Origin of the sequence: Glutamicibacter soli, from assembly GCF_052322135.1 — a bacterium.
In the GTDB taxonomy this organism is placed as follows: Bacteria; Actinomycetota; Actinomycetes; order Actinomycetales; family Micrococcaceae; genus Glutamicibacter; species Glutamicibacter soli.
Genome location: NZ_CM125969.1, coordinates 2,742,076 through 2,755,367, shown reverse-complemented (window position 1 = coordinate 2,755,367; position 13,292 = coordinate 2,742,076). Strand labels below are relative to the sequence as shown.

15 protein-coding genes are annotated in these 13,292 nt (G+C 63.9%); 11 read left to right on the top strand and 4 right to left on the bottom strand.

The genetic code is table 11. The annotated features are described in order from the left end of the window. The first annotated feature begins 23 nt into the window (after positions 1-23). From ACTX90_RS13100 to ACTX90_RS13085, 4 genes are all read left to right on the top strand, one after another. Positions 24-1,040 (top strand): Ppx/GppA family phosphatase, encoded by a 1,017-nt coding sequence (locus tag ACTX90_RS13100; protein WP_047119825.1) that lies wholly within the window; start codon positions 24-26, stop codon positions 1,038-1,040. 55 nt (positions 1,041-1,095) lie between these two features. After that, on the top strand, positions 1,096-1,917 hold the full coding sequence (locus ACTX90_RS13095; protein WP_181728120.1) for a sugar phosphate isomerase/epimerase family protein: 822 nt from the start codon (positions 1,096-1,098) through the stop codon (positions 1,915-1,917). 4 nt (positions 1,918-1,921) lie between these two features. Further along, a complete protein-coding gene (proC, locus tag ACTX90_RS13090; RefSeq protein ID WP_047119823.1) occupies positions 1,922-2,764 on the top strand; it encodes a pyrroline-5-carboxylate reductase in 843 nt (280 codons plus the stop codon). A 120-nt stretch (positions 2,765-2,884) separates the two neighbouring features. Then, complete coding sequence (locus ACTX90_RS13085; protein WP_443442209.1) at positions 2,885-4,060, top strand: FAD-dependent oxidoreductase; 1,176 nt, start codon at positions 2,885-2,887, stop codon at positions 4,058-4,060. Positions 4,061-4,072: 12 nt separating this feature from the next. Here the strand turns inward: ACTX90_RS13085 and ACTX90_RS13080 are convergent, their stop codons facing one another. Both ACTX90_RS13080 and ACTX90_RS13075 read right to left on the bottom strand, forming a co-directional pair. Beyond that, the gene (locus ACTX90_RS13080) at positions 4,073-4,744 is read right to left on the bottom strand and encodes a potassium channel family protein (protein WP_047119821.1); all 672 of its coding nucleotides are present in this window, start codon (positions 4,742-4,744) and stop codon (positions 4,073-4,075) included. Next, complete coding sequence (locus tag ACTX90_RS13075) at positions 4,737-6,170, bottom strand: TrkH family potassium uptake protein (RefSeq protein ID WP_053798592.1); 1,434 nt, start codon at positions 6,168-6,170, stop codon at positions 4,737-4,739. The genes ACTX90_RS13080 and ACTX90_RS13075 overlap by 8 nt, the downstream gene beginning before the upstream one ends. Before the next feature lie 202 nt (positions 6,171-6,372). On the opposite strand from ACTX90_RS13075, the gene ACTX90_RS13070 reads away from it, so the two are divergent. The 5 genes from ACTX90_RS13070 (at position 6,373) to ACTX90_RS13050 (ending at position 10,363) form a co-directional block, all read left to right on the top strand. After that, positions 6,373-7,542 carry an acetoin utilization protein AcuC gene (locus tag ACTX90_RS13070; RefSeq protein WP_047119819.1) on the top strand — a complete coding sequence of 390 codons (1,170 nt, stop codon included), beginning with the start codon at positions 6,373-6,375 and terminating at the stop codon, positions 7,540-7,542. Between the two features lie 180 nt (positions 7,543-7,722). Then, positions 7,723-8,097, top strand: a complete 375-nt coding sequence (locus tag ACTX90_RS13065) for an ArsR/SmtB family transcription factor (protein ID WP_231735915.1) — start codon at positions 7,723-7,725, stop codon at positions 8,095-8,097. Between the two features lie 194 nt (positions 8,098-8,291). Continuing rightward, positions 8,292-9,635: an NADP-specific glutamate dehydrogenase gene (gene gdhA / locus ACTX90_RS13060; protein ID WP_047119817.1), complete on the top strand. Its 1,344-nt coding sequence runs from the start codon at positions 8,292-8,294 to the stop codon at positions 9,633-9,635. A 265-nt stretch (positions 9,636-9,900) separates the two neighbouring features. Further along, the gene (locus ACTX90_RS13055) at positions 9,901-10,125 is read left to right on the top strand and encodes a helix-turn-helix domain-containing protein (protein ID WP_047119816.1); all 225 of its coding nucleotides are present in this window, start codon (positions 9,901-9,903) and stop codon (positions 10,123-10,125) included. Between the two features lie 139 nt (positions 10,126-10,264). After that, positions 10,265-10,363: a 30S ribosomal protein bS22 gene (locus tag ACTX90_RS13050; RefSeq protein ID WP_005504750.1), complete on the top strand. Its 99-nt coding sequence runs from the start codon at positions 10,265-10,267 to the stop codon at positions 10,361-10,363. A 104-nt stretch (positions 10,364-10,467) separates the two neighbouring features. Here the strand turns inward: ACTX90_RS13050 and ACTX90_RS13045 are convergent, their stop codons facing one another. After that, positions 10,468-11,274, bottom strand: a complete 807-nt coding sequence (locus ACTX90_RS13045) for an HAD family hydrolase (protein ID WP_047119815.1) — start codon at positions 11,272-11,274, stop codon at positions 10,468-10,470. Between the two features lie 71 nt (positions 11,275-11,345). Between ACTX90_RS13045 and ACTX90_RS13040 the strand changes: the two genes are divergently transcribed. Together ACTX90_RS13040 and ACTX90_RS13035 are read left to right on the top strand one after the other, a co-directional pair. After that, positions 11,346-11,582 (top strand): glutaredoxin family protein, encoded by a 237-nt coding sequence (locus ACTX90_RS13040; RefSeq protein WP_047119814.1) that lies wholly within the window; start codon positions 11,346-11,348, stop codon positions 11,580-11,582. A gap of 60 nt (positions 11,583-11,642) precedes the next feature. Beyond that, entirely contained in the window at positions 11,643-12,278 is a 636-nt protein-coding gene (locus tag ACTX90_RS13035) for a redox-sensing transcriptional repressor Rex (RefSeq protein WP_082124070.1), read from the top strand. Between the two features lie 78 nt (positions 12,279-12,356). Here the strand turns inward: ACTX90_RS13035 and ACTX90_RS13030 are convergent, their stop codons facing one another. Next, the gene (locus ACTX90_RS13030) at positions 12,357-13,130 is read right to left on the bottom strand and encodes a proline-rich domain-containing protein (protein WP_053798588.1); all 774 of its coding nucleotides are present in this window, start codon (positions 13,128-13,130) and stop codon (positions 12,357-12,359) included. Positions 13,131-13,292: the final 162 nt, after the last annotated feature.

Here is a 13,292-nt window from a genome sequence, read left to right as displayed (position 1 = left end):
ACCACCCTGTTGAGGAGCGCACCATGAGACTAGGCGTACTGGATATCGGGTCCAATACCGTGCACCTGCTGCTGGTCGATGCGTACCCCGGCGCCCGTCCGGTGCCCTATGCCTCGCACAAGCGTCCGCTGTCGCTGGTGCGCTACCTCAACGAATACGGCGCGATCACCGAAGAAGGGCAGAACGAGCTGATCTCGTTCATCTCGGAGGCCGCCGAGTTCGCCCGCAGCCACCAGGTGGAAGACTTCATGGCCTTCTGCACCTCCGCCATCCGCGAGTCCTCCAACGGCCACGCGGTGCTGGAACGGGTCAAGAACGACACCGGGGTCACCCTGATGGAACTGTCCGGCGAGGAAGAAGCCGGGATGACGTTCTACGCGGTGCGCCGCTGGTTCGGCTGGTCCTCGGAATCCATCCTCAACCTGGACATGGGCGGCGGCTCCCTGGAGCTGGCCCTGGGCACCGACGAGTTCCCGCAGGTGGCCTTCTCGGTGCCGCTGGGCGCCGGACGGCTGACCCGCGAATGGCTGCCCAACGACCTGCCCGGCATTAAGGAAGTCCGGGAGCTGCGCAACTACGTGCGCGACGTGCTCACCGACCCGACCACCGAGCTGCGCCAGTACGGCAAGCCCACCCTGGCCACCGCCACCTCCAAGACCTTCCGGTCGCTGGCCCGCATCACCGGTGCCGCGCCGAGCACCGAGGGACCCTACGTCAAGCGGGTGCTGCACCGCGACGCGCTGAAGATCTGGACCAATCGCCTGACCGCCATGAGCTGGGCCGAACGTTCCGAGCTGCCTGGTGTGTCCGAGATCCGCGCGCCGCAGCTGCTGGCCGGCGCGATCGTGGCGCACGAGGCCATGAGCGCGTTGAAGCTCAAGACCGTGCGCATCTGCCCGTGGGCCCTGCGCGAAGGTTTGATGCTCCGGCGTTTTGATCACGTGATGTTCGACTCTACGACACCGCTCAGTAGTAGCGTGGGGGTAGGGGAAGTTGCCTTGGGTTCCGCCATCCCACAGACGGCGGCGACGCAACACTAGGTATCCTCGGATATAAGCGACCGGCGTCAGCCGGTTCGGTTAGGAGGGCATGACCATGGAAGCACATTCACCAGCGAAGGTCCCGGTGACGCTTTCAAGTGCCTCGGTCTATCCGCTGACGGTCCACGATGCCTTTGCCATCGCGAAAGACGTCGGTTATGACGGCTTGGAGGTGCTGATCACCGGCAACGCGGCCAGCCAGTCGGCCACCGCGCTGCGGGCGCTGATGGACAAGTACCAGCTGCCCATCATGGCGATCCACGCGCCGACCCTGCTGCTGACCCAGCAGGTGTGGGGATCGGCCTGGGCCAAGATCGAGCGTTCGGTCATCCTCGCGCAGGCCGTGGGGGCCAGCGTCGTGGTGGCGCACCCGCCGTTCCGCTGGCAGGGCAGCTACGCGGAGGAATTCGCCGAAGGCGTGCACCGCATCACCGAGAGCACCGGCATGAAGATCGCGGTCGAGAACATGTACCCATGGCGGGCCCGCGGCCGCGAGGCCAAGATGTACCTGCCGCACTGGAACCCCGTTCCGCAGCCCTACCAACACGTCACCTGGGACTTCTCCCACGCGGCCATCGCCAACATGGACTCGCGCCAGGCCATGGAGGACCTGGGCGCCCGGCTGGCCCACGTGCACTTGTGCGACGGCCTGGACAACGGCAAGGACGAGCATCTGGTCCCCGGCCTGGGAACCCAGCGGGTCTCGGAATCCCTGCAGTACCTGCATGAGAGCGACTGGGAAGGCGTGATCGCCGTGGAAGTCTCCACGCGCAAGGCCAAGAACGCCGGCCAGAAGGAAGAATGGCTGGGCAACACCTTGCAATTCGCCCGGGATCACTTCAACGTCAGCAAAGATCCCAAGCCAGTGGCAAAATAGCCATATGAGCGAAGCAACCAGCAATCTGAAACTGTCCTTCCTTGGCGCCGGTTCCATGAACGGCGCCATCCTGCGCGGCATCCTGGCCTCGGGCCACGACCCGAAACTGGTCACGGCCACCGTGCGCAGCGAGAACCGCGTGGACGAGCTGCGCGAACTGGGCATTGCCGTGCTGGTCAATTCCCAGGACGAGGAGGCGAACCGGAGCGCCGCCGCGGACGCCGACGTGGTCTTCCTGGGTGTGAAGCCGGTGGGCATCACCGCCCTGTGCGAGGAGATCGCCCCGGCCCTGAAGCCGGGCACCGTGGTGGTTTCGGTCGCTGCAGCCATCACCCTGGCCTCCATGCAGGACAAGCTGCCCGCAGGCCAGCCGGTCATCCGCTCCATGCCGAATACCCCGCTGATGGTGGGCGCCGGCGTAGTGGGAATCTCCCCGGCAAGCACCGTCAGCCACGCGCAGGTCCAGTCCGTGACCGACCTGCTCTCCGGCTCGGGGGACGTGCACGTGATCGACGAGGAGCAGCAGAACGCGCTCTCAGCGATTTCCGGCTCCGGCCCTGCCTACGCCTTCTACTTGGCCGAAGCCATGGCCAAGGCCGGCATCGCCCTGGGGCTGGACGCCGAGCTGTCCACCAGCATCGCCCGGGCCACCGTGGCAGGCGCCGGCAAGATGCTGTCCAATCCGGATGCCGACCCGGCGGCACTGCGCAAGGCAGTCACCAGCCCGAACGGCACCACCGAGCGGGCCATCGCCGCCTTCGACGAGGGAGGCATCCGTGCCGTCATCGAGGCCGGCGCCCGCGCGGCCTCCGAACGCGCCGCGCAGCTGAGCCGGGAACTGGGCTAGCCGCTTGGCACCCTGCCTGCGCCCGGCGGAAGCAGGCGGCCATCGCCTTGGAAGGTCCTTCCTGAAGGCGTCTGGCAGGCAGTAGCTTCCAGTCAAGGAAGAAGACGCCGAGGAGGCATCATGGCCCATAGCGCAGTCGTCGTGGGCGGCGGAATTGCAGGACTTGCGGCGGCGATTTCCCTGGCCGGACAGGGATGGCAGGTCACGGTCCTGGAACGCCGCGGGGAGCTTGGCGAAGTCGGCGCAGGCGTGGCGATGTCCCGCAATGCGGTGGCCGCTTTCCTGGGTCTGGGCTTCGAGCCAGAGCAGGCCCGGGCGCTCGGCTTCCCGACCGTTGCCGAAGGTACCTGGACGGCCAAGGGCACACCTATCCTCGCGATTCCCGAGGACCCGGTGGTTCGTGAAGCGGTAGCGGTGACCGGCGTGCACCGGCGTCGCCTGCACCAAGCACTTCACCACCGGGCGGAGGCCCAGGGTGTTTCAATCCTGACCGGTGTTCAAGTGGCCCAGGTGTCGCCCGGCGACCCCGAGGGGGCGCTGACGCAGGTGGCCGGGCACGAGGCGGACTTGGTGGTGGCAGCCGACGGCATGCGCAGCACGATCCGTGAAAAGCTTTTTCCATCCAGCACCTTGGCCTACAGCGGATTCTCCAGCTGGCGGGCGGTGATTCCCGGTATTTCGAACGGCCGCACGCTGCGCCAGTATTGGGGTGCGGAAGCAGAGTTCGGCTTCATGCCGGTAGACGCCGAGCAGACCTATTGGTACGGATACGTCTCGTTGCCCGAGCTCACCGTGATCGAGGACGAGCTCGCCGCCGCCCGCGAGCGTTTCGCAGGTTGGGCGGACCCCGTGCAACGGCTTCTTGCCGCCACGGACCCGGGAGCGCTCTTGCGCCATGATGTCTACCATCTGCCGGGCGGGGTGCCGCGCTATGCGCTGGGCCGGGTGGTCATGATCGGCGACGCCGCGCACGGCTTCCTGCCGACCATGGGCCAGGGTGTGGCAACGGCGTTGGAGGACGGCCTGTGCGTGGGGCTGCTCGTGGGCCATCCAGTAGCCGCCGGCGGTTCGCTCAGCGCGGCGCTTGAAGGCTTCGACCAAGCCCGCCGGCCGCGGTGCAGCGCGCTATCCAGGGCCGCCGGGCTGTCGGCCCGGTTCGGCGCGCACCTTGGCGGCGGCTGGCGCCAGCCGATGCGCAATGCCCTGATGAGACTTACGCCCCCGGCCCTGCTCACCCGCGGCGCTGATGCTGCGATGGGGTGGATACCGCCGGAGCCCGCGCAACCGGTGCGCTGAGAGCCGGCAGGGCTACGGACGCGCCGCGAAGCGTTCGAGCAAATCCACGTGCCCGGAGACGATCAGCATGTCGCGCCGGGTGACCATGGTGTCGGGCACCGCGTAGGTGAAGTCCTCGCCCGGGGACTTCACCCCGACAATGGTGACGCCGTATTTGGAGCGAACCTGGGACTCGCCGAGGGTGAAGCCCTGGGTCTCCTTCGGCGGGTACATCTTCACGATCGCGAAGCCGTCGTCGAATTCGATGAAGTCGAGCATGCGACCGCCCACCAGGTGCGCGGCGCGCACCCCGGCATCCGCCTCGGGGTAGATCACGTGGTTCGCGCCGATGCGGGTGAGGATCTTGCCGTGGGACGGGGTGATGGCCTTGACCCACAGGTGCTCGATGCCCAGGTCCACCAGGTTCACCGTGATCAGCACGGAGGATTCGATGGAGGTGCCCACGCCGACCACCGCGGAGGAGAATTCCTGCGCGCCGAGCTGGCGCAGCGCGTCGATGTTGGTCGCGTCCGCGGCGACCACGTGGGTCAGCGTGCTGGCCCACTGCTGGACCAGTTCCGGGCTGCGTTCAATGGCCAGGACCTCGCGCCCCTGCTTGACCAGGGTTTCGGCGACGGACGCGCCGAAGCGGCCCAGCCCGATCACCAGTACCGGGGCGTTGTGGTCAATGTTCTTGTCAGCCAATGATCGGCCTTTCTTCCGGGAGCTTGTACAGCGTATCGCGATGTCTCATGGTCAGGGCGCTGGCCAGGGTGATGCTGCCGATGCGGCCTGCGAACATGAGGGCGCTGAGCACGTACTTGCCGGCCGGAGGCATCTCCTGGGAGACGCCGGTGCTCAACCCCACCGTGGCGAAGGCGGAGATGGACTCGAACAGCGCCCGCGAAATGCCCACCTCTTCATCGATGGTCACCAGCAGGCCCGTGGCTAGCGCGACCAGCGAGGCGCCCAGGGCGACCACCGAGATGGCCACGCGCATGGTTTCCTCCGGGATGCGGCGGCCGAAGGCGCGGGTCTCGCTGTCGCCGCGCACCTCGGCCATGATAGCCAGGAACATCACGGCGATGGTGGTGACCTTGATGCCGCCGGCCGTGGAGGCCGAGCCGCCGCCGGCGAACATCATCGCGTCGGTGATCAGCATGGTGACTTCGTGGATGTCGTTCTGGTCCACCAGGTTCATGCCGCCCGAACGCATCATGACGGAGGAGAACAAGGCATGGATCAGCTTGTCCGACATGCTCAGCGTGCCGATGGTCTTGGGATTGTTCCATTCGGCCAGCAGCCACAGCAGCGCGCCGGAAACTAGCAGGATGGTGGTCACCAGTAGCGTCAGCTTGGTGTGCAGGTTCCACTTCTTGGTATTGAAGCGGTTGGCCAGCAGCACCATGATCACCGGGAAGCCCAGCGAACCGACGAACACGCCGGCCATCAGCGGCCCGAGGATCCACAGGTCGGTCTCGTAGGGCACCAGCCCGTCGGAGTGGGGCGTGAAGCCTGCGTTGTTGAACGCGGAGACCGCATAGAACACGCCGTGCCAGATGGAGGAGAGCAGGCTCTCGCCGAGGATGTAGAAGCGCGGGATCAGCAGCAGCGCGATCAGCGCCTGCAGGCTGATGGCCGTCAGGATCACGATGCGCAGCAGCGAGCCGACCTCGCCCAGCGCGGAAGCTCCAGAGGTGTTCATGGAGTTCTGCGCCATTAGCTTCGCACGCACGCCGAGCTTGCGGGAGACCGCCAGGGACATGATCGAGGCGAGAGTCAGGATGCCCAAGCCACCGACGAAGGTGCCCACGATCATCACCAGCTGTCCAGCGAAGGACCAGTGCTCTGCGGTCGAGACCGTGGTCAGCCCGGTCACGCAGACCGAGGACACGGCGGTGAACAGCGCATCGTGCAGTGGCGTGGGCTTGCCGGTCGCGGAAGCGAACGGCGCGGCCAGCAGCGAGGTGAACAGGGTGATGACGATCAGGAAGGAGCTCAAGGCCAGACGGGCGGGAGAGCGGATGGTGAAGTTGGCGATCAACGTGCGCAACGCCAGCCACCTGCGGCGCGCCTCGCTGCGCGATTCGCCGGGCTGCCTTCCGGCGCCCGGACCGCTCAAGCTGCTCATTGGAATAGGCTCGGTCTTTCCCTAGGAGATCAATGTCTGGAAACCCTACTCCATGTAATTTACGCGGTTGACGGCGACTTCGCCCGTCCGACGGCCATGTCCTCAGGCTCCGGAGCAATCAGGACGCCACAAATGCATGAGTTGCATCACGATCAGGTAGCCTGAAATTGTGTTAGAGCCCCAGCATGCCCCACGACCAACGATGGTGATGTGGGACGAGAAGTACCTGAAATACAAATTTAGCGACTGGCACCCGATGCATCCGGCCCGACTGGAACTGACCTATCGGCTCAGCGAACAGCTCAATGTCCTGGGTGCGCCGAATATCAGCATCGAGCCCCCGGCGGTGGCGGAAGACTCCGTGATCGCCACGGTGCATGACCAGTCATTTATCGACCAGGTACGCAAGGTCAGCCTTGATCCGAGCATTGTCGCCGAGGATTTCGGGCTGGGCACCGAGGACGATCCGGTATTCGCCGGGATGCACGAGGCTGCGGCCCGCATCGTGGGCGGCTCGGTCATCGCGGCAGACGCGATCATGGACGAAACCACCGTGCGCGCCGTCAACTTCGCCGGCGGCATGCACCACGCCGCGCGCAGCAAGGCCAGCGGCTTCTGCATCTACAACGATGCCGCCGCAGCCATCCACCGCATGCTCGAGCGCGGGGCGCAGCGCGTGGTGTACATCGACGTGGATGCGCATCACGGCGACGGCACCGAATCGATCTTCTGGGACGACGAGCGCGTGTTGACCATCTCCATCCACGAATCGGGCCTGAGCCTGTTCCCGGGCACCGGCTTCGCCAACGAGATCGGCGGGCCCAAGGCCGAGGGCAGTGCCGTGAACATCGCGGTGCCGGCCATGACCTCGGATGCCGGGTGGATGCGCGCCTTCCATGCGGTCGTGCCGCAGCTGGTGCGCGCCTTCAAGCCGGAGGTGATCGTCTCCCAGCACGGATGCGACGCGCACCGCGATGACGACATGACCAACCTGAAGCTTTCGGTGGATGCCCAGCGCCAGGTGGCCATGGACATCTCCCAGCTTGCCGACGAACTGTGCGAAGGCCGCTGGTTGGCGACCGGTGGGGGCGGCTACAACGTCACCGCCGTCGTGCCGCGCACCTGGACGCACCTGACGGCAATCGTCGCCGGCAAGCCGGTTCCGCTGCGCACCTACGTTCCGGAGGAATTCCGCCGCTACGTGCTGGAAACCTACGGCCGGGCGATGCCTTATCTCATGGGAGACGACGCCCAGCTGTGGTGGCGCAACTGGGAAGTGGGCTACGACCCGGCTGACCCGGTGGACCGCTCCATCATCGCCACCCGCAAGGAAGTGTTCCCGCTGTTCGGGCTGGACCCCTGGTTCGATTAGCGGCCGGCGTTTCGTCCAGCGCTGCGGGGCGGGACGCGGCAAATCCTGCAAGGCTGTTGCCATTCGCAGACATATGCCTACGTTGCAGATCGGTCATATGCCGCTAGGGTTATGTCTGTGGCTATAGACGAAGTTTTTTCTGCGTTGGCTGAGCCGACGCGGCGCAGGATCATTGAAGCATTGAAATCCGAACCCAAGGCAGTGGGTTCGCTGGTAACCGAGCTGGAAATTTCCCAGCCGACGGTTTCCAAGCACCTGAAGGTGCTGCGCGAGGCCAACCTGGTCAGCATGACGGCGGCCGGGCAGCGGCGCATCTACAGCATCGATACCGAAGCGGTCGAGGTGCTGCTTGGCTGGTGCGCCGATATCCTGCCGGTTCCGGATTCCCCGGCGCAGCTGGAAGAGGTGGCGCGCAACGAGGTCCAGGACGACCTCGCCGGCACCGCGCCCGCTGCGCAGCATTTGGGTCGAAGTGTAGGCCGCGGGCTTGAACAAGTCACGGGCCGAGCCCAGGAATTTTTCGACAAGCTACCGCGTTTCGGGCGCCGCCGGTAGACATTTGACCAGTGGATCGCGCGCTGGGTCGACAAAATGGCCAAAAATTTACGTTACGCGGACATTCCTGTTTTGTAACGTGAAATTTTCGTTCAGATCGCCTTGCATGGCATTCTCGTGTCTGGGGCAGTGACGCCGGGTATTTTGTGGCCCCGTCACGGCCCGTGCCTGCCCCAAGTGATGAGGAGAGAAACTTGGATAAGCACTTAGCGACGATTCGCGACGAAGTCTTCCGCCGCAATCCCGGCGAAGCAGAGTTCCACCAGGCAGTCACCGAGGTTTTTGAAAGCCTTGAAGCGGTATCGCTGAAGCACCCTGAATACGCCGAAGCCGCCATTCTGCAGCGTCTGTGTGAACCTGAACGCCAGATCATTTTCCGCGTTCCCTGGGTCGACGACGACGGCAAGGTCCAGATCAACCGCGGCTTCCGCGTTGAATTCAACTCTGCGCTGGGCCCTTACAAGGGCGGCCTGCGCTTCCACCCATCCGTCTATCTGGGCATCGTCAAGTTCCTTGGTTTCGAGCAGATCTTCAAGAACTCCCTGACCGGCATGCCAATCGGCGGCGGCAAGGGCGGCTCTGACTTCGACCCGCGCGGCAAGTCCGACGGCGAAGTCATGCGCTTCTGCCAGTCCTTCATGACCGAGCTGTACCGCCACATCGGCGAATACACCGACGTGCCTGCAGGCGACATCGGCGTCGGTGGCCGCGAAATCGGCTACCTGTTCGGCCAGTACAAGCGCATCACCAACCGCTACGAGTCCGGCGTCCTCACCGGCAAGGGCCTGTCCTGGGGCGGCTCGCTGGTCCGTCCGGAGGCTACCGGCTACGGCGCCGTCATCTTCACCGAGGAAATGCTCAAGACCCGCGGCCTGTCCTTCGACGGCCAGCGCGTCATCGTCTCCGGCTCCGGCAACGTGGCCCTGCACGCCATCGAAAAGGCTCAGTCCCTGGGCGCCAATGTCGTTACCGCCTCCGACTCGGGCGGATTCATCGTGGACGAGGGCGGCATCGACCTGGACCTGCTGCGCCAGATCAAGGAAGTCGAGCGCGGCCGCATCTCCGAGTACGCCGAACGCCGCGGCAGCAAGAAGGTCAAGTACGTCGAAAGCGGCAACGTCTGGGACGTGCCGGGTACCGTGGCCCTGCCATGCGCCACCCAGAACGAATTGGGCGCGGCCTCGGCCAAGAAGATGGTTGCCGCAGGCACCATCGCCGTCGCCGAAGGCGCCAACATGCCGACCACCGCGGAAGCGACCTCGGTCTTCCAGGACGCTGGGGTGCTCTTCGGCCCCGGCAAGGCCGCCAACGCCGGCGGCGTGGCCACCTCTGCGTTGGAAATGCAGCAGAACGCCAGCCGCGACTCGTGGTCCTTCAACCACACCGAACGCCGCCTGAGCGAAATCATGGTTGGCATCCACGACCGTTGCGCAGCCACTGCGGACGAGTACGGCATGCCGGGCAACTACGTGGCCGGCGCCAACATTGCGGGCTTCGTCAAGGTCGCTGACGCAATGCTGGCCCAGGGCCTTATCTAGCGCCTAGTAGCAGCCGGAGTACCTGTAGCCCAGAGTATGTGAAGTGGAAAACACTTCAGATACTCTGGGCTGCTGTCGTTGCCCGGTAAAAAGTCGGATTGTCCGTGACACGTGTGTGTTTCGTGATGCGAAAGTTATGAAAGTGCGACTAGACTGGTACAAAGCAAACGTGAATCCGATCGCCGGTGTTGATCCAAAGTCGTGTAAGTTCACGTGTGCTAGTCACGCGACGAACAAAGAGATCAGCGTCAGGAGAATATCCCGCATGCAGGATAAACAGAATTTTGCAGGAGCCCGTTTCATGACGGTGGCCGAGGTGGCCGACATGATGCGCGTTTCCAAAATGACGGTTTATCGTCTGATCCATGCGGGCGATCTGCCTGCGGTTCAGTTTGGTCGCTCCTATCGCGTTCCGGAAAACGCCGTAGAAACCTATCTGCAGTCTGCGGCAATCGATCCGCAACGCGGCACGGGTTCCCTCGGTCGATAAGCCAAGCGGTGGTCAGAGCATGGCCGAAAAGCGGGTAATCTATTAAGGAACGTTTAACGTCCGGTCAACCTTGCCGTGTGCTTCGGCGCAGGGGGAGCATCGAGGTTGGCGCATTTTAATTAGTTTGTGAGGAACCAATATGGGCTCTGTTATCAAGAAGCGCCGCAAGCGTATGTCGAAGAAGAAGCACCGCAAATTGCTTCGTAAGACCCGCCACCAGCGCCGCAATAAGAAGTAAATTTACTTCGAGCAGCTTGCCGCTTGGCATTCATCGCCACCGCATCAGGATTCTGTCCTGGACGGTGGCGATTGCTTTACCCGCAGAAAGCCGCAGGGGCCCTGCTAGCGGCCGCTGCGGTCCTTGAGAGACCGCTTGGCGGCCCAGATGAATCCGATGACGCCAGCGGCTTTCAGGCTGAACTTGGCGGCGCGCTGTCCTGTGCGGAAGTCGTAGACCTGCCAGCCGCGGCGCTTGGCATAGGCGCGCAGCCGGGCATCTGGATTGATGCAGACCGGATGCCCCACCGCTTCGAGCAGCGGGACGTCGTTGTAGGAGTCCGAGTAGGCCCAGGACTTGGACAGCTTGATCCCGCGTTCCTTGGCCAGGGCGCGGACTGCCTGCGCCTTCTCCGCGGCGTGGAGAATGGGGCTTGCCAGCGCTCCGGTATAGACCCCGTCCACGCTCTCCACCACGGTGCCCAGCGCGCCGGACAGCTTCAACCGGTCGGAGATGACGTTGGCCACTTCAAGGGGAGTGGCCGTGACGAGCCAGACTTCGCGGCCCACCGTCAGATGCTGGTGGGCGATGGCCACGGTTCCGCGCCACAGCTTGGGCTCGATGTACTCGTCGAAGATCTCGTTGCCGATCTCCTCGATTTCGGAAACCTTGATGCCCTTCGCCATGAGCAGGGCGCGGTCGCGGATCTGGTGGATATCACCCAGGTGCTCGCCGCGGGCCGCGAAGCGCAGCTGCTTGAGCGCGAACCACAGGATCTCGCGCATGCGGAAGAACCGGTGTTCATGCAATTTGCGGGCCAAGAGATAGAGCGAGGCGCCGCGAACCAGGGTGTTGTCGACGTCGAAAAATGCGGCGACGATTTCGGGACGCTGCTCGGGCTCGGGCGCGGAGGCTGAATCGATGGAAGGCATTTGCTCCAGTTTATTTCATTGCGAAGTTTAAGACCCGTCGGGGCTCATGAGAATATGAAGGAGTGAAGACAATGCATGAAATTCAGTTGCTGGTACGCCAAGGATGCCACCTTTGCGAGGCCGCACGGGCGACCGTCAGCGAGGTCACCAACCGACTGGAGATGCAGTTCACCGAGCTGGACATCGACGGCGACCCGAAGCTGCTCGAGCGACATCATGAAGAAGTCCCGGTGCTGATGATCGACGGGCAGGTCAGGGATTTCTGGACCATCGACCCGGTCCGGCTTGAACGTCTGCTCAGCAGCTAATGAACACGACCGCGCGCTACCAGCGTGCCTTGGGGAATCAAACCGATGGGGGGACGCGGCATGTCCGAGCTTGAGGCAAAGGTGCTTCCTGAAGCCACGGTTGCACGCCTGACCCAGTACCTACGGGCGCTGAATGCCCTTGAATCACGGGGAATGGAACGCACCAGCTCCGGGGTGCTGGCCAAGGAATCCGGCGTTAATCCAGCGATCCTGCGCAAGGACTTGTCGTGGTTGGGTTCCTACGGCACCCGCGGCGTGGGCTATGTCGTACGTGAGCTCTCGGAGCACATCAACAACACGCTGGGCCTGAACCGGGACTGGCGCGTGCTGATCCTCGGCGCCGGCAACCTGGGCCGAGCGCTCAGCGGCTATGCAGGCTTCACCACCCGCGGCTTCAAGGTCAGGGCTATCCTCGACGTCTCGCCCGACCTGGTAGGCACGGACGTCGGGAACCTGCATGTCGAGTCGCGCAACGACCTGGCCGAGGTGGTACGCCGCGAAGAGATCAATATCGCGGTGCTGGCGGTCCCCGGCGATGCCGCCCAGGACCTAATCTATGAGCTGGGGGAGCTGGGCGTGAATTCCGTGCTGTCCTTTGCGCCCAAACCACTGGTTGTTCCGCGCGGCATGAACCTGCGCCGGGTGGACCTGTCCACCGAGCTTCAGATCTTGGCGTATCTGGCCGTTCAGCCATAACAATTTTTTGGGCAAACGCAGAGGCGGCCTGAACCCTTCCGGGTTCAGGCCGCCTCTGCGTTGTCTGCGCTGCCGCTTTTAGCGGTAGCCGGCCCGACGCGACATGCGTCGGGCAACGATGTATTCCGAGGATGGACGCAACCAGGAGAAGACCACGCCGGCTACGCCGAGACCGACTGCCAGCACGATCAGCGCGTTCAGCAAGCCTGCCTGGGCATCACCGAACATGGACACCGTGGCAATGGACATCGACAGTCCCAGCAGCGAAAGCACTGCCAGCACGGTGGCGATGATGCGCATGGCGCTCACGCCGCGGCCCACGAAGAAGCCCACCAGGAAGTACAGGGCAATGCTGACGACAGCGGAGGTGATCATGAAGCCGGACATCACGGAGTTGAACTCGGCCATGAATGCTTCGGGGCTGCTGAGCATCTGCTCGAGGAACGGGTCATCGGCCAACTGCGGATTCGCCTGCAGGTCGTTCTGCATCTGCTCCTGCAACAGCGACCACTGCGAGGTGATCATGTTGGCGAACATGTTCGAATTGAACATGAACCAGGTGGCAATGGCATTGACGATTCCCGAGAGCAGGATCAGCAAGAAGGCCCACTGCAGGGTCTTGGGACGCTGCGCCGGAGGCTGGACCGGCGTGTAGCCTCCCTGTTGCTGGCCGTAGGGGTCGAACGACGGCTCAGGGGATTGCGGCTGCCCGTACGGGTTCTGGCCATAGGGATTCCCGCCTGGCTGGTTCTGGCCGTAGGGGTTTTGTCCATAGGGATTCGGGTTCGAAGCGTTGGACCCGGAATTGGGGTCGTAGGGCTGGCCCGGCTGGTTCGGATCGTAGTTGCTCATCTGTGTCCTCAAAGGTTGAACCGGCAGGAAATCACGAAGGTTCCACATGCCTGATTCCGTGTGCATTCTCGTACTCTCAAGACTAGTCGCCGAGCTTTGTGATACACCCCATCCGAAAGGATGGTTTTCCATTTGCGATTCCCATGCAAGCCCTGTGAATCG